General features: G+C 74.1%; 10 protein-coding genes and 5 tRNA genes. 9 read left to right on the plus strand and 6 right to left on the minus strand.

Features of this window, described 5'->3' with window-relative positions:
* Window positions 1-219 precede the first annotated feature (219 nt).
* The 4 genes from cobT to ACFVVO_RS20110 all read left to right on the plus strand — a co-directional run bounded on the left by cobT (window position 220) and on the right by ACFVVO_RS20110 (window position 8405).
* Window positions 220-4209 carry a nicotinate-nucleotide--dimethylbenzimidazole phosphoribosyltransferase gene (cobT, locus tag ACFVVO_RS20095; RefSeq protein WP_390056639.1) on the plus strand — a complete coding sequence of 1330 codons (3990 nt, stop codon included), beginning with the start codon at window positions 220-222 and terminating at the stop codon, window positions 4207-4209.
* Window positions 4210-4349: 140 nt separating this feature from the next.
* Window positions 4350-5582 carry a uroporphyrinogen-III C-methyltransferase gene (gene cobA / locus ACFVVO_RS20100; RefSeq protein ID WP_390056641.1) on the plus strand — a complete coding sequence of 411 codons (1233 nt, stop codon included), beginning with the start codon at window positions 4350-4352 and terminating at the stop codon, window positions 5580-5582.
* Window positions 5583-5661: 79 nt separating this feature from the next.
* Window positions 5662-6471, plus strand: a complete 810-nt coding sequence (locus ACFVVO_RS20105) for a TrmH family RNA methyltransferase (RefSeq protein WP_390056643.1) — start codon at window positions 5662-5664, stop codon at window positions 6469-6471.
* Between the two features lie 203 nt (window positions 6472-6674).
* Window positions 6675-8405 (plus strand): RecQ family ATP-dependent DNA helicase, encoded by a 1731-nt coding sequence (locus ACFVVO_RS20110; protein ID WP_390056645.1) that lies wholly within the window; start codon window positions 6675-6677, stop codon window positions 8403-8405.
* Window positions 8406-8534: 129 nt separating this feature from the next.
* Here the strand turns inward: ACFVVO_RS20110 and ACFVVO_RS20115 are convergent, their stop codons facing one another.
* Entirely contained in the window at window positions 8535-9917 is a 1383-nt protein-coding gene (locus ACFVVO_RS20115) for a protein kinase (RefSeq protein WP_390056884.1), read from the minus strand.
* Window positions 9918-10540: 623 nt separating this feature from the next.
* Between ACFVVO_RS20115 and ACFVVO_RS20120 the strand changes: the two genes are divergently transcribed.
* From ACFVVO_RS20120 to ACFVVO_RS20130, 3 genes are all read left to right on the plus strand, one after another.
* Entirely contained in the window at window positions 10541-10717 is a 177-nt protein-coding gene (locus ACFVVO_RS20120) for a hypothetical protein (RefSeq protein WP_185091440.1), read from the plus strand.
* 424 nt (window positions 10718-11141) lie between these two features.
* Entirely contained in the window at window positions 11142-12089 is a 948-nt protein-coding gene (locus ACFVVO_RS20125) for a phosphotransferase family protein (RefSeq protein ID WP_390056646.1), read from the plus strand.
* Window positions 12090-12169: 80 nt separating this feature from the next.
* A complete protein-coding gene (locus ACFVVO_RS20130; RefSeq protein WP_390056647.1) occupies window positions 12170-12463 on the plus strand; it encodes a zf-TFIIB domain-containing protein in 294 nt (97 codons plus the stop codon).
* Between the two features lie 60 nt (window positions 12464-12523).
* Here ACFVVO_RS20130 and ACFVVO_RS20135 read toward each other — a convergent pair.
* The 5 genes from ACFVVO_RS20135 to ACFVVO_RS20155 form a co-directional block, all read right to left on the minus strand.
* Window positions 12524-12595 (minus strand) — tRNA-Val (locus ACFVVO_RS20135).
* A 29-nt stretch (window positions 12596-12624) separates the two neighbouring features.
* A tRNA-Val gene (locus ACFVVO_RS20140) sits at window positions 12625-12696 on the minus strand.
* Between the two features lie 36 nt (window positions 12697-12732).
* Window positions 12733-12804: transfer RNA gene (locus tag ACFVVO_RS20145), tRNA-Val, on the minus strand.
* Between the two features lies 1 nt (window position 12805).
* Window positions 12806-12879 (minus strand) — tRNA-Cys (locus ACFVVO_RS20150).
* A 38-nt stretch (window positions 12880-12917) separates the two neighbouring features.
* Window positions 12918-12990: transfer RNA gene (locus ACFVVO_RS20155), tRNA-Gly, on the minus strand.
* Between the two features lie 178 nt (window positions 12991-13168).
* On the opposite strand from ACFVVO_RS20155, the gene ACFVVO_RS20160 reads away from it, so the two are divergent.
* On the plus strand, window positions 13169-14233 hold the full coding sequence (locus ACFVVO_RS20160) for a chorismate-binding protein (RefSeq protein ID WP_390056648.1): 1065 nt from the start codon (window positions 13169-13171) through the stop codon (window positions 14231-14233).
* Window positions 14230-15051 (plus strand): aminotransferase class IV, encoded by an 822-nt coding sequence (locus ACFVVO_RS20165; protein ID WP_390056649.1) that lies wholly within the window; start codon window positions 14230-14232, stop codon window positions 15049-15051. The genes ACFVVO_RS20160 and ACFVVO_RS20165 overlap by 4 nt, the downstream gene beginning before the upstream one ends.
* Window positions 15052-15082 lie beyond the last annotated feature (31 nt).

Below are 15082 nucleotides of genomic sequence, written 5' to 3' on the forward strand. Positions count from 1 at the left end.
GACGCGCAACGTGGCGCAGTCCACAGCGGGCTGTCGCGGATCATGCTGTCGCGACGGCGGAACGGCCGGGACAATGCCACTGAATGGCTTTGTCGCTTTTTCCGGGCGGTCGTTCGTGCCGCTGGGCACGCACGCTCGTTCTTCACTACGGGGCGGTCGGTGCGCCGTTCCGGGTGAGCTGGTCGTAGAGAAGCACTAACCGATGGGCGAGGGGTACGCATGACCGACACCGGGCAGGTCCCGGCCGAGGGACAGCCGGAGAGCGCAGGCATGGTGGAGCAGCCGGGCGTCCCCGCGCACGGCGCGTACACCTACCTCTCCGAGCTTCCCGTCGAGGACGAAGACCTGCTGCTGCCGGGTGCTCAGGGCGCCTGGGGCAACGAGGTTCAGCCGCCCGCGCCGGAACCGGTCGTCGAGACCTTCCACGAGCCGGGTCCGCACGAGACGGCCGGCCGGGACAGTGGCTCCGTCGACCTCAGCGGCGTCCGGCTGCCCGACCCGGGTCCGGCGTCCGTACCTCATTCCCCTATTCTCTCGGCCCCGCACGAGGCGACGGCGGCAGCGGCGCAGCAGCCGCGCCGGCCGCTGCACCTCGGCCCGCCGATCCCCGACGCCTCCGCCAGCCCGGTCCGCTCCCTCGCCGACCGCGGCCCCGCCGGAGCGCCGGCCCGGCAGCCCGGACCGGCCACGACCGGACCCGAGTACCTCGACGTCCAGGCCCTGCCCGGTGTGGCCCCGCAGAGCGCGGCGCCCTGGGGCGCGGTGCCCGCCGCCGTGGCCCAGGTCGACGCTCAGGCGCCGGCTGCGGAAACGGTTGCTCCGGCCGGTGAGCCCGAGCCCACCGCCGACGCCTCCGGCGCCGCCCAGGCCGCGGTGGCCCGCCTCACCACCCAGGCGGCGGCGCAGGCGCCGGCCGAGGAGCCCCAGACTCCGGCCGCGGCCCAGGGTGTGCCCGGCCACGACGGGGTCCAGCCCGCGCAAGGTCACGACGGGGTGTACCTCGCTCCGGCGGACCAGGGCCAGGATGCCGAGGGCGGTCCGCTTCCGGTGGACGCCGGTCAGGAACCGCGGGCCGGGACCGTTCCCGGTGCGGACGGCAGTGCGGACGCGTCGCCGGTGGTGGAGGCACCGCCGGTGGCGGAGGCCGAGGGATCCGTACCCGAGGCCGAGGCCGGGGAAGCGGTCCAGGGCGCCGAGCCCGGTCAGGTGGTCTCCGGTTCGGACGTCGCGGACGTCGCGGACCAGGCCGCTCCGGGCATCCCGGCGCCGGCCGCGGAGGGCCCGGAGGCGGTTCAGGTGCCCGAGCCCGTCCTGTCCGGCGAGGCCGCCGAACCCGTCCAGTCGCAAGGGAACGCGCCCGTCGACGCCGAGGCCGTGCCCGCCGGGGATGCTCCGGACGTCGACGTGGTGTCCGGCGCTCTCCCCGAAGCTGCCGACGCCGTTCCGGCACCGGGTGTGGCACCGGCGGCCGACGCCGCCGCAGTCGCACCTCAGGGCGCGACCGAGCCGGCCGAAGTGGTTCAGCCGGCCGAGACCCTCCCCGCGCAGACTTCCGGTCCCGTCGAGCTGGCCGGCCCCGTCGAGGCGCCCGCCGAGGCCCAGCCCGCCGCACCCGCCGATATCCCGGGTGCCGCGCCCGTGCAGGCCGAGGCCGCCGCACCGACCTTCGCCGCGGAGTCCCTGCGGGCGCCCGAGCAGGCCCAGGCCCCGGAGCCCCCGCCGGCCCCGGAGCCCCCGCCGGCCCCCGAGCAGGCACAGGCCCCCGAGCCGGCACTCGCCCCCGAGCCGGCACTCGCCCCCGAAGCGGCGCAGGCCGCCCAGCCCGTCGCCCCGGCACCGGAGGCCGTCACGGCCCCGCCGGCCACCGCGGCACCCGAGCCCGTGGTCCCGCAGGCGCAGGGCCCGCAGCTCACCGCACCCGTCGCACAGGACGACGCGGCGACCGCCCCGCAGCAGCCTCAGCTCCAGGCCCAGCCGCAGGCCGTCCAGGACGGCACCGCCCGGACCCCCACCGACGGGATGCCCATCCCCGCCACCGGCCCCGGCGTACCCTCGGGCCCGCAGCACCAGCCCGCCGAGGCCACGCCCGCACCGGTCGCCGCCGAGGCCGTGACGCCGCCCGCGCCCGCCGAAGAGGCGGACCCGGCCGCGGCCGCCGGGCCCCTGCCCTCCGCCGTTCCGCTGCGGCCGGACCCCGAGCAGCCGCTCGGGCGGTTCGTGCCCGTGGAGGGCCAGGTGCCGACCACACCCCACCTGGCCCCGACCCCGCCGCACCCCCTGGTGTTGCCCGCCCAGGACCGGCAGGAACCGGTGGCCACGGTCCCCGCGCCCCGCGAGGCCGAGCCCGCCGCGGCACCGGCCGCGCCGGACGCCGAGGTCGCCCCCGATGTCGTACAGCACGCGGAGGATCCGCGGACCAGGGCCGCCGACCAGGAGGAGAGCACGGCCGCGATGGAGGAGCCGAGACAGTCCGCCGGACCGGCCGCGCCCGCCTACGACGACGCCGAGCGCGAGGCCGTCCTGAAGGTGATGCGCGAACGCCGCGACATCCGCAACGGCTTCCGCGGCGACCCGATCCCGCACGAGGTGCTCCTGCGCGTCCTGGAAGCGGCCCACACGGCGCCCTCCGTGGGCCACTCGCAGCCCTGGGACTTCGTCGTCATCCGCTCCGCCGACACCCGGCGGGCCATGCACGAACTCGCCATGCGCCAGCGGGACGCCTACGCCAAGTCGCTGCCCAAGGGCCGGGCCAAGCAGTTCAAGGAACTGAAGATCGAGGCCATCCTCGACACCCCGGTGAACATCGTCGTCACCGCCGACCCGACCCGCGGCGGCCGCCACACCCTCGGCCGGCACACCCAGCCGCAGATGGCCCCGTACTCCGCCGCGCTCGCGGTGGAGAACCTGTGGCTCGCCGCACGCGCCGAAGGCCTCGGCGTCGGCTGGGTCAGCTTCTTCGACGAGCGGGAGATGGTCCGCGCCCTCGGCCTGCCCGAGCACCTCGAGGTCATCGCCTACCTGTGCGTCGGATACGTCGACGAGTTCCCGGACGAACCCGAGCTGATGCAGGCCGGCTGGTCCAAGCGGCGCCCGCTGTCCTGGGTGGTGCACGAGGAGACGTACGGCCGGCGCGCCCTGCCCGGAGAGGAACCCCACGACCTGCTTGCCGAGACCGTCGCCCAGATCCGCCCGCTCGACGCCAAGGCCCTCGGCGAGGCCTGGGAACGCCAGAAGCGCATGACCAAGCCGCCCGGCGCGCTCGGCATGCTGGAGATCATCTCCGCCCAGCTGTCCGGGCTGTCCCGGCAGTGTCCGCCGCCGATCCCGGAGCCCGCCGCCGTCGCGATCTTCGCCGGCGACCACGGAGTGCACGCCCAGGGCGTGACCCCCTGGCCGCAGGAGGTCACCGCGCAGATGGTGGCCAACTTCCTCGGCGGGGGAGCGGTGTGCAACGCCTTCGCCGGCCAGGTAGGAGCCGAGGTGTGCGTCGTGGACGTCGGTGTCGCCGCCGACCTGCCGGCCACGCCCGGACTGCTGCCCCGCAAGATCCGCGGTGGCACCTCCGACATGACCACCGGCCCGGCGATGACCCGCGAGGAGGCCAAGGCCGCCATCGAGGTCGGCATCGAGACCGCCCGCGACCTGGTGGCGGCCGGCAACAAGGCGCTGCTCACCGGCGAGATGGGCATCGCCAACACCACCGCGTCCGCCGCGCTGATCTCGGTGTACACCGGCGCCGACCCGGCCGAGGTCACCGGGCGGGGCACCGGCATCAACGACGAGACGCTGGCCCGCAAGACCGAGGTCGTCCGCCGCGCCCTGGAGCTGCACCAGCCGGACCCCGCCGACCCGATCGGCGTCCTCGCGGCCCTCGGCGGCTTCGAGCACGCGGCCATGGTCGGCCTGCTCCTCGGCGGCGCCTCCCTGCGTACGCCGGTGATCCTGGACGGCGTCAGCGCAGGCGCCGCGGCCCTGGTCGCCCGCGCGATCGCCCCCGAGGTCCTCGCGGCCTGCATCGCCGGCCACCGCAGTGCCGAGCCCGGCCATGTGGCGGCGCTCAACAAGCTGGGCCTGCGTCCCCTGGTCGACCTCGACCTCCGCCTCGGCGAGGGCACCGGCGCCCTGCTGGCCCTGCCCCTGGTCCAGAGCACCGCGCGGGCGATGCACGAGGTGGCCACGTTCGACTCGGCGGGGGTCACGGAGAAGTAGCGGCCCCGCTGCGGGCGGTCCGGTGTTCAGCTGCCGGACCGCACGTGCCCCGCTCGCTCCCACGCCTTAAAATCCGCACGTCAGGGCCGCTCCAAAGCCGCAGCGCGCCCATCGCAGAGCTGCACGAGGAGCCGTCCCTCATGGCCGAACACCCCGCCTACCCCGTAGGCCTCCGCCTCTCCGGCCGCCGCGTGGTCGTCCTCGGCGGCGGCCAGGTCGCCCAGCGCCGCCTCCCGGCACTGATCGCGGCAGGCGCCGACATCGTCCTCGTCTCCCCGGAGGCCACGCCCTCCGTCGAGGCCATGGCGGACGGCGGCGAGATCACCTGGCAGCGCCGGCCGTACGCCGAGGGCGACCTCGAGCGGGCCTGGTACGTCCTCATCGCCACCAGCGACCCCGAGACCAACGCCGCCGCGTCCGCCGAGGCGGAGCGGAACCGCGTCTGGTGCGTCCGCTCCGACGACGCCGACCGCGCGACCGCCTGGACCCCGGCGACCGGACACAGCGAGGGCGTCACGGTGGCCGTCCTCACCACCGACGCCCGCGGCCGCGACCCCCGGCACACGGCGGCCGTCCGCGACGCGGTGGTCGAGGGCCTGCGCGACGGCACCCTCGTCGCCCCGCACCACCGCACCCGCACCCCCGGGGTCGCGCTGGTCGGCGGTGGCCCCGGCGACCCGGACCTGATAACCGTCCGCGGCCGCCGTCTCCTCGCCGAGGCGGACGTGGTCATCGCCGACCGCCTCGGCCCGCGCGACCTGCTCGCCGAGCTCCCGCCGCACGTCGAGGTCATCGACGCGGCGAAGATCCCGTACGGCCGTTACATGGCCCAGGAGGCCATCAACAACGCCCTGATCGAGCACGCCAAGCAGGGCAGATCGGTGGTACGGCTCAAGGGTGGCGACCCGTTCGTCTTCGGCCGCGGCATGGAGGAGGTCCAGGCGCTCGCCGAGGCCGGCATTCCGTGCACGGTCGTCCCCGGCATCTCCAGCTCCATCTCCGTGCCCGGCGCGGCCGGCATCCCGGTCACCCACCGGGGCGTGGCCCATGAGTTCACCGTGGTCAGCGGCCATGTCGCCCCCGACGACGAGCGTTCCCTCGTCGACTGGCCGTCCCTGGCCCGGCTGACCGGCACGCTGGTGATCCTGATGGGCGTCGACAAGATCGGGAAGATCGCCGACACGCTCATCGCGCACGGCAGGTCACCGGAGACGCCCGTCGCCCTCGTCCAGGAGGGCACCACGGCCGCGCAGCGCCGCGTCGACGCCACCCTCGCCACGGTCGCCGAGACCGTACGCACCGAGGACGTCAGGCCCCCGGCGGTCATCGTGGTCGGCGAGGTCGTGAACGTGGGCCCCGAACCGACGGCCTGATCACGCAGGACCCCGGGGTTCACGCCCTCTTCCCAGCCGTTGGCAACCGACCCACCCCAGGACAAGGCAGTATCACCCCGTGGCCGAGCTCATCACCATCGAGGATCCCGACGACCCGCGTCTGCGTGACTACACGGGCCTGACCGACGTCGAGCTGCGCCGCCGGCGCGAGCCCGCCGAGGGCCTGTTCATCGCCGAGGGCGAGAAGGTCATCAGAAGGGCCAAGGACGCCGGGTACGAGATGCGGTCCATGCTGCTCTCGGCCAAGTGGATCGACGTGATGCGGGACGTCATCGACGAAATGCCGGCGCCGGTGTACGCGGTCACCCCGGACCTGGCCGAGCGGGTCACCGGCTACCACGTGCACCGCGGCGCCCTCGCCTCCATGCGGCGCAAGCCGCTGCCGACGACGGGGGAACTGCTGCGCAACGCCCGGCGGGTCGTGGTCATGGAGGCGGTCAACGACCACACCAACATCGGCGCGATCTTCCGCTCCGCGGCCGCCCTCGGCATGGACGCGGTGCTGCTCTCACCCGCCTGCGCCGACCCGCTGTACCGGCGCAGCGTCAAGGTCTCGATGGGCGCGGTCTTCTCCGTGCCCTACGCCCGACTGGAGACCTGGCCCCAGGGCCTGGACGCGGTCCGCGAGGCCGGTTTCACCCTCCTCGCGCTCACGCCCGACGACAGGGCCCGCACCCTCGACGAGGCCGCCCCGCACCGGATGGACCGGGTGGCTCTGATGCTCGGCGCCGAGGGCGACGGGCTGTCCCCCCGGGCCCTGGCCGCCGCCGACGAATGGGTCCGCATCCCGATGTCCCACGGCGTCGACTCCTTGAACGTCGGCGCGGCCGCCGCGGTGGCGTTCTACGCCACCCGGCCGAGGTCCTGACCGACCGGCGGAAGACGGGTGCGGGGTCGCCGTCCCGCGTCCGGTCGACGGGGGTCGTCATGAGGAGCCCGTGGACGTCCTCGTCGTGACGCGGGAGCGGGTCCGAGGACACGGAACGGCATCTCCCTGAGAGCGGCCCGTTTTTCGTGCCTTCGGGGGTACACGAGCGCCGAACCCCACTGGAGAGCGGCGTCAGGAGTGCTATGCGCGTCAAGGGCGGATACTTCAGGACCAGATCACTCAGCAGGCGCCTGCATCGCTGTGCCCGTGAGGTGTTCGGCTGGGAGAGCCTGCGCCCGTCCCAGCTCGCCGCCATGACGGCCGTGATGGAGGGACGCGACACCATCGTGGTGATGCCGACGGGTGCGGGGAAGTCCGCCGTGTACCAGGTGCCGGGTGTGCTGCTGGAAGGGCCGACCGTCGTGGTCTCGCCCCTGATAGCGCTCCAGCGGGACCAGGTCGCCCATCTCGCCCGTATCGAGGGGTCCGACGCCTCGGCCGTCAACTCGGCGCAGCGCGCACGGGACAACGAAGCCGTGTGGGAGCGCGTCCGCCGAGGGAGTCTGGACTTTCTGTTCGTCTCGCCCGAGCAGCTCGCGAAGGACGAGGTGGTGGAGCAGATTGCCGCGGCCGCTCCGGCGCTGATGGTGGTCGACGAGGCGCACTGCGTGTCCTCTTGGGGATACGACTTCAGGCCCGACTACCTGTCCCTGTGTCATGTGCGCGAACGCATCGGCCGGCCTCCGCTCCTCGCCCTCACCGCCAGCGCGGCGGCCCCCGTACGGGCGGACATCGTGGAGCGGCTCGGCATGCGCGAGGTGCACGAGGTGGTCGCGGGGTTCGACCGCCGCAACATCACGCTGGAGGTCGTACGGCACCGGCAGAACGCGGAGAAGCGCCGGTGGGTGGTGGAACGTGCCGCCGCCGAGGCCAAACCGGGCATCGTCTACGCGGGAACGCGGCGGGAGACCGAGGAGTACGCGCGGGAACTGGCCGCGCTCGGATTCGACAGCGCCGCCTACCACGCGGGGCTGTCGGCGGCTGAGCGCACCCGGACGCACGACCGCTTCCGGGACGGCGAACTCGACGTGGTCGTCGCCACCTCCGCGTTCGGGATGGGCATCGACAAGCCGGACATCCGCTTCGTCCTGCATGCCTCGGTGCCGGGTTCCCTCGACACCTACTACCAGGAGATCGGCCGGGCGGGCCGCGACGGAGAACCGTCGACGGCGATCCTCGCGTACCGGCCCGAGGACCTCGGCGTCCAGCGGTTCCGGACGGGTGCTCACCCCGACCCGGAGGCGCTGGGCGGCCTGATCGACGCGGTGCGCGAGCACCGGGGGCCGGTCACGGCGACCGCTCTGCGCGAGCGCACCGGGCTGTCCCAGACGCCGCTGACGTCGATGCTGCACCTGCTGGAGGAGGCCGGAGCCGTGACGACGGAGAAACGCGGCGGCATCCGGGCCGTGCCCGGGGCGCGGCGGGACACGTGCGTCCGCGAGGCGATGCGGATCGCCTCCGCCCGTATCGACCTGGAGCGTTCCCGGGTGGAGATGATGCGGGCGTACGCGGAGACGAACGGCTGTCGCCGGCGCCACATGCTCGGGTACTTCGGCGAGAGTCTGGCAGAAGGCGACTGCGCGGGCTGCGACACGTGCACCCGTACCCAGGAGTTGAAGGAGGCCCCCGTCCGGACGGGAGACATCCTGTCCGGCACGGGCCCCGATCCGCTGGAACCCCCGGCGGCCGATGGCGCCTTCCCGCCCGGGACGCGGGTGGGGCACAGCACGTGGGGCGAGGGCGAGGTGATGAGCGAGGAGGGGAACAGGATCACGGTCCTGTTCGAGAGCGTGGGCTATCGCACACTGTCCCTCCCCGCCGTCCAGGCGCGAGGCCTGCTGACGCCGGTGTCGCCCGTCGCGACGAGGGGCTGACGCCCCGGCGAGGCCGACCGGCACGCGTCGCGACCACAGCCGGCCCGGCTCGCGCGGGACCGGACGGCGGCGTTCGAAGCCGCATGCGTGCCCGACCCGGAGCGGGACCGCCGCTCGGCCCGCGACCTCTTACGCCGAGGTCCCTGACTCCAGGAGCGGCCCGTGGGCCCGCGGCAGCGGCTCTCCGCCGGCCTCCGGCCGCGCCTCCGGCTGCGCGTGCTCCTGCCGCCGCCCGTCGTCGCCGAGACCGCGCGCCGGACCCTGGCAACCCTGCGCGACCGCGATGCCGAGCGCGACCAGCAGCGTCACCACGACGAACACGAACAGCCGCTGACGCAGCAGCCGCGGATTGGCCGGCCGCAGCCGGCTTCCCGTCGAGCGCGGTGCCGGCCGCCCCGTACCACCGCGCGGGGCCGGGCGGCTGCCGGAGCGCGGTCCGCCGCCGCGCGGGACCGGGGTGGACCGGGCCGTGCCCGGTCGCGAGGGCACCCCGCCGCCCCGCGGTACGCCGCCGCCGCGGGCGGGCGTACTGCCCCTGGCGGGCGTGTTCCCGCGCGGCACCGGAGTGCCGGGAGCCGTGCGCCGCTGGGCGCGCTGCTGCTCGGGGTAGGTGTCGACCAGCCGCCCGGTCGGCAGGTCCGCCTCCGCGGCGCGCGGCGCGGGCGGCCGTACGTCGGCCAGGCCCTGAGCCTCGCGGGCGGCGATCTCCTTGAGCCGGAGCGACAGTTGCAGCGTGCTCGGCCGGTCGTCGGGGTCCTTGGCCAGACAGGCCCGGACCAGCGGGGCGATGGCGTCCGGCACACCGTGCAGCTGCGGCTCCTCGTGCACGACGCGGTACAGCATCACCTCGGAACTGCCCTGCCCGAAGGGCGAGTCGCCGGTCGACGCGTACGCCAGCGTCGCCCCCAGCGAGAACACGTCGGTCGCCGGGGTCACGGCGGCGCCGCGCACCTGCTCGGGGGCGAGGAAGCCCGGCGAGCCGACCGCCGTGCCGACGTGGGTGAGCGTGGAGGCGCCGGTGGCCCAGGCGATGCCGAAGTCGATGATCCGCGGCCCCTTCGGGGACAGCAGGATGTTGGACGGTTTCAGGTCCCGGTGTACGACGCCCGCCTCGTGCACGGCGACCAGCCCCTCGGACAGGGCCGCGCCGATCGCCGCCGCGTCGGCCGCGCCGAGCGGGCCGTCGTCGGCGACCTTGTCGTGCAGGGAGGGCCCGGGCACGTACTGCGTGGCGAACCAGGGCCGCTCGGCCTCCAGGTCCGCGGCCACCAGCCGGGCCGTGCACCCGCCCCTGATCCGCCGGGCCGCAGAGACCTCACGGGCGAAGCGCGACCGGAACTCCTGGTCCTCCGCCAGATCGGGCCGGATCACCTTGAGCGCGACCCGCTGCCCCTTCTTGTCGGAGCCGAGATAGACCACGCCCATCCCGCCCGCGCCGAGCCGTCGGTGAAGCCTGAACGAGCCGACGACGCGCGGGTCCTCGCGCCTCAGGCGCATCATCGCCATGTTCATCCCCGCTGCCCGGTCCCTGTGACGTGCCACAGCTTACGTTTCCACGGCCGCCCGCGCGCATAGGCCGCGCCCTCTCGGCCCGAGGGATTGTCCACCGGGCACGGGCGAGGTGAGGCAAGGTCAGGAAGCCGTCCGCCGCAGTGACATTGAGGCAGAGGCAACTCCAACCATGGTTCGGCACACGGACGTTGACCCGGCGTACGGCGCCCGGGCGCAGGCCACGGCGACCGGGACGCGGTACCCGCGATCGAACCGGACCGTGCCCGGCGGGACCGGCCACCGGACGATCAGGACACCCGGCGCCGACCGCCCGGAAACGGAGGAAGTGATCGAACTCACTCGAAGTGACGCGCCGGCAGGTCCGGATATGAGAGGACACGGCGGGCGCCCCCTCCGGGAAGACCCCGAGAGCCAGGTCCATGTCTCCACCCAGGGGAGTACTCCTCCGGTTGTCGCTCATCCTCCGGGAGGCCCGGCAATCGGTACGAGGGCATGACGCCCGCCCGGCCCCGCGCGCCTAGATTTGAGGTCAAGCGGCGGGTGCAGCACTCGTCCCCCGAGGTCAAACACCCGCCGCTGCTGGAACAAGAGCCAGTACGACAGACACGGTCAGGAGAGGGACCATGGCCCACACGGCACCGCGGCGCACGACGTTCGCCCCCCGCCGCACGGGCCGTCGCCACCCCCTGGTGGCGACGCTCATGGCCCTCCCTCTGGCGGCCCTGCTCCTGCTCGTCTTCGACGGGTGGGAGACGGTGGCCACACAGGCGTCGTCCGTGGGTGTGATGCTGGGGCGCTGAGCGGCGACCCCAGGCCCGGAAGAGCGGTCCGGGCGGGGACATCCATCCATGAAACCCCGTGGGGACGGGGGTGCGGCGGACGGCAGAAATGCCGGCGCAGCTGGGGAGCTGCGCCGGCATTACGCCGTTTCACGGCCGAAGTCCCCGCCTGGCTGCGGCCGAAGTGCCCGCCAAGCTGTGGACATCCGAGCCCCGCCTGGCTGCGGGTATGGGTGCCGCCTGGAGCGGCACCCCGCAAGCGCGGGCAAGCGAAACGTCCCGGCCGGCACCGGCACCGTCCACCACCACAGCACCGCCCAGCCCAACGCCGCCGAGCCCCGACACCGCCCACCTCCACAGGGCCCCCAGCGCCACCCCGCCCAGGCCCGCCGCAGGCGTACGCTCACCCAGCACCCCACCGCCCTCCCGAGGCCGAAGTGAACCCGTGAACCTCCTGACCGCCCTGACCACGAAGGCCGGAGCCACCGCCCACCCGCGCCCCGGCGAGGCCCCCTGCACCTGCCCAAGAACAACCCTCGCCGACCGCCCCGACGCCACCGTCGTCCGGCACGCCGGCACCGTCGCCAAGGCCCACGCCCCGGGCACCGACCCCGCCGAGCTCACCCTCCGCCTGGCCACGGCCGCCCGCGTCCCGGACGTCCTCCTGCCCCCGCTCACCACCACCCCCACGGCCCTGCACGACCGCCTCGTCACCCTCTGGCCGTACGGCACCCCCGTCGACCCGGACGACCCCGACGCCGCCCCCTGGGAAGCGGCGGCCACCCTCCTCGCCCGCCTGCACCGAACGGCCCCCGGCGACCGCGTCCCCCCACCCCCCATGCGCGGCCCCGTCAAGGCCGCCCACGCCCTCGCCCGCCTGCGCACCGCCCTGAGCACCGCCCCGCACCCGGCCGGACCCCCCGTCCTCCGCGCCTGGACCGCCCTCCCCGCCTGGGCCCGCGCCGAGGCCCCCATGCCGGGCATCCCTGCCCTCTGTCACGGCGACCTGCACCTCGGCCAGCTCGTGCGGCACCCGGCGCCCGACGGTCCCTGGCGGCTGATCGACGTGGACGACCTCGGCCTCGGCGTCCCGGCCTGGGATCTCGCCCGCCCCGCGGCCTGGTACGCCTGCGGCCTGCTCCCGCCCGACGAGTGGACCCGGTTCCTGGCCGCCTACCGCGAGGCCGGCGGCCCCGCCGTACCGGCGGACGGCGACCCCTGGCCCGCCCTGGACGTCGCCGCCCGCGCGCTCACCGCGCAGACCGCGGCCCGCGCCCTCACCAAGGCGATCGCCGCCGGCCGCCCGCTGGACGAGGTGGAGCAGGCCCTGGTCGACGCCTGTGCCCGAATGAGTCCCGTACCCCACCAGTTGACGCGCGGTTTCCCGGCGTAGGGTGCAACCGACCGGGGCCGCACGGAGTCTGTCCTGGGGAAACACGAAGCAGGACCGACCGGCGAGGAGTTGAGCCGACCATGCAGTGTCCGAAGTGCCATGCGCCGATGCACACCTACAACCGCAACGGCGTCCAGATCGAGCAGTGCAGCGGCTGCCGCGGCGTCTTCCTCGACTACGGCGAGCTGGAGGCGCTGACCCGCCTGGAGTCCCAGTGGTCCCAGTCGGCGCCCCCGCCCCCGGCCGCTCCGCAGGCGTACCCGGCTCCGTCCGCCCCCGCCTGGGGCGCCCCGCACGGTGGTGGCCACCACGGCGGTCACTACGGCGGTCACCACCGCCACAAGAGCTTCGGCCACATGCTGTTCTCCAGCTGAGCCCGGCCGGGACCACGAAGAAGCCCCCGGCCGTACGACGGCCGGGGGCTTCTTGCTGTGTGGACGATACTGGGATTGAACCAGTGACCTCTTCCGTGTCAGGGAAGCGCTCTCCCGCTGAGCTAATCGTCCGCGGGCTGTGACCCGTGAGTCACAGACAGTGCGCGATACTGGGATTGAACCAGTGACCTCTTCCGTGTCAGGGAAGCGCTCTCCCGCTGAGCTAATCGCGCGGGTTCGGGTCCTGCCGCACGAGCCGGCGGATCCAGTGGACGATACTGGGATTGAACCAGTGACCTCTTCCGTGTCAGGGAAGCGCTCTCCCGCTGAGCTAATCGTCCTTGGAGGTGGAGACGGGATTTGAACCCGTGTAGACGGCTTTGCAGGCCGTTGCCTCGCCTCTCGGCCACTCCACCAGGAGTGTAGGGGATCGGGACGACCCCTTCTTCCTTCGAGCGGACGACGAGGCTCGAACTCGCGACCTCAACCTTGGCAAGGTTGCGCTCTACCAACTGAGCTACGTCCGCCTGTCGTTTCGGTCCGCTCTCGCGTCCCGGCGACGTGATGAACTCTAGCGGATTCCCGGGCCAGTACAAAAACGCGTTTGCGCAGCGTGCTGCGCTGCACCCGGCGGATGAGGCGGCCGACGGCTCCCGGGGGACATCTCCCGGCCGCGATTCGCACACCAGCCCTAGACTCGGCCTCGTGCTTCACCACCCTTCCGGCCCACCTCCGCTGGCCCGCTTCGGCACCCGCCTCGCCACCGGCCTGCTCGACGTCACCGACGATCCCGCCGCCCTGGACTCGGCCGGTTTCTGGGCCGTCTGCGCGGACTTCGAGGGGCGGCTGACCTGCGCCCGCTTCGCCGAGGTGCGGCAGGAGCCGGTGCCCGCCCCGGTGCCGGGCGGCTGGCGCGGCCCGGCGGTGGCCGACTGGACCTCCTCCTTGGATCGCGCAGGGTACACCGCGGCCGTGGACCTGATCCGCGAGAACATCGCCGCCGGCGAGGTCTACCAGGCCAACCTCTGCCGGGTGCTGAGCGCGCCCGTCGCCCCCGAGGCCGACGTGGACGCCCTGACCGCCCTGCTGGCCCGCGGCAACCCGGCGCCGTACGCGGGCACGATCCGGCTGCCGGAGCACGGCGTGGAGATCGCCACCGCCTCGCCCGAGCTGTTCCTGCGCCGCGCCGGCCGGACCGTCGAGTCGGGCCCCATCAAGGGCACCGGCCGCACCGAGGCGGACCTGCTGGAGAAGGACTACGCCGAGAACGTGATGATCGTGGACCTGGTCCGCAACGACATCGGACGGGTCTGCGCCACCGGCAGCGTGAGCGTCCCCGACCTGTGCGCCGTGGAGAAGCACCCCGGCCTGGTCCACCTGGTCTCCACGGTCCGCGGCGAACTGCGCCGGGACACCGGCTGGCCGGAGCTGCTCGCCGCGGTCTTCCCGCCGGGCTCCGTCACCGGCGCCCCCAAGTCCAGCGCGCTCAGGATCATCGAGGCCCTGGAACCCGCCCCGCGCGGCCCGTACTGCGGCGGCATCGGCTGGGTCGACGCAGACCGGGGTGTCGGCGAGCTGGCCGTCGGCATCCGCACCTTCTGGATCGACCGCTCCACCCCCGGCACGCCGATGCTGCGCTTCGGCACCGGCGCCGGCATCACCTGGGGATCCGATCCCGAGGGGGAGTGGCGGGAGACCGAGCTGAAGGCGTCCCGGCTGCTCGCGGTAGCGTCGGGGCTGTACCAGGAAAGCAGAGGGGCTCTGACATGAGGATCTGGCTGGACGGCGGACTGCGGGACATCGATTCCGCCCGGGTGTCCGTCTTCGACCACGGGCTGACCGTCGGCGACGGCGTCTTCGAAACGGTGAAGGCCGTCGACGGCAGGCTCTTCGCACTCACCCGTCACCTGGACCGGCTGACCCGCTCGGCCCGTGGCCTGGGCCTGCCCGACCCCGACCTCGACGAGGTCCGCCGCGCCTGCGCGGCCGTGCTCGAGGCCACCCCGATGCCGCTCGGCCGGCTGCGCATCACCTACACCGGCGGCCACGGACCGCTCGGCTCCGACCGCGGCGAGCACGGCCCGACCCTGGTGGTCGCCCTCGGCGACACCGCCCGCCGCCCGGAGACCACCGCCGTGATCACGGTGCCCTGGACCCGCAACGAGCGGGGCGCGCTCACCGGCCTGAAGACCACCTCGTACGCCGAGAACGTCGTCGCCCTCGCCCGCGCCCACCAACACGGCGCTTCCGAGGCGCTGTTCGGCAACACGGTCGGACAGCTCTGCGAGGGCACCGGGTCGAACGTCTTCGTCGTCCTGGACGGCGAGATCCACACCCCGCCGGTCGCCTCCGGCTGCCTCCCCGGCATCACCCGCGCCCTCGTGGTGGAGTGGACCGGCGCCAGGGAGACCGATCTGCCGCTGGACGTGCTGGAGCGCGCCGAGGAGGTCTTCCTCACCTCCAGCCTGCGCGACGTCCAGGCCGTGCACCGGGTCGACGACCGGGAACTGCCCGGCGCGCCCGGGCCGGCGACCCTCAAGGCGATGCGGATCTTCGACGAGCGGTCCGGGCACGACCTGGATCCGTGACCGGCGCGAAATTCGGCTGACCCGGGGCCGC

It is taken from the genome of Streptomyces sp. NPDC058145, from assembly GCF_042884245.1.
Lineage (GTDB): Bacteria > Actinomycetota > Actinomycetes > Streptomycetales > Streptomycetaceae > Streptomyces.

Bases quoted from the DNA above. Each gene is read 5' to 3' on its own strand.
- cobA (WP_390056641.1), top strand. From the start codon at position 4,350: ATGGCCGAACACCCCGCCTACCCCGTAGGCCTCCGCCTCTCCGGCCGC.
- ACFVVO_RS20165 (WP_390056649.1), top strand. From the start codon at position 14,230: ATGAGGATCTGGCTGGACGGCGGACTGCGGGACATCGATTCCGCCCGG.
- ACFVVO_RS20130 (WP_390056647.1), top strand. From the start codon at position 12,170: ATGCAGTGTCCGAAGTGCCATGCGCCGATGCACACCTACAACCGCAAC.
- ACFVVO_RS20110 (WP_390056645.1), top strand. From the start codon at position 6,675: ATGCGCGTCAAGGGCGGATACTTCAGGACCAGATCACTCAGCAGGCGC.
- cobT (WP_390056639.1), top strand. From the start codon at position 220: ATGACCGACACCGGGCAGGTCCCGGCCGAGGGACAGCCGGAGAGCGCA.
- ACFVVO_RS20115 (WP_390056884.1), bottom strand. From the start codon at position 9,917: ATGAACATGGCGATGATGCGCCTGAGGCGCGAGGACCCGCGCGTCGTC.
- ACFVVO_RS20120 (WP_185091440.1), top strand. From the start codon at position 10,541: ATGGCCCACACGGCACCGCGGCGCACGACGTTCGCCCCCCGCCGCACG.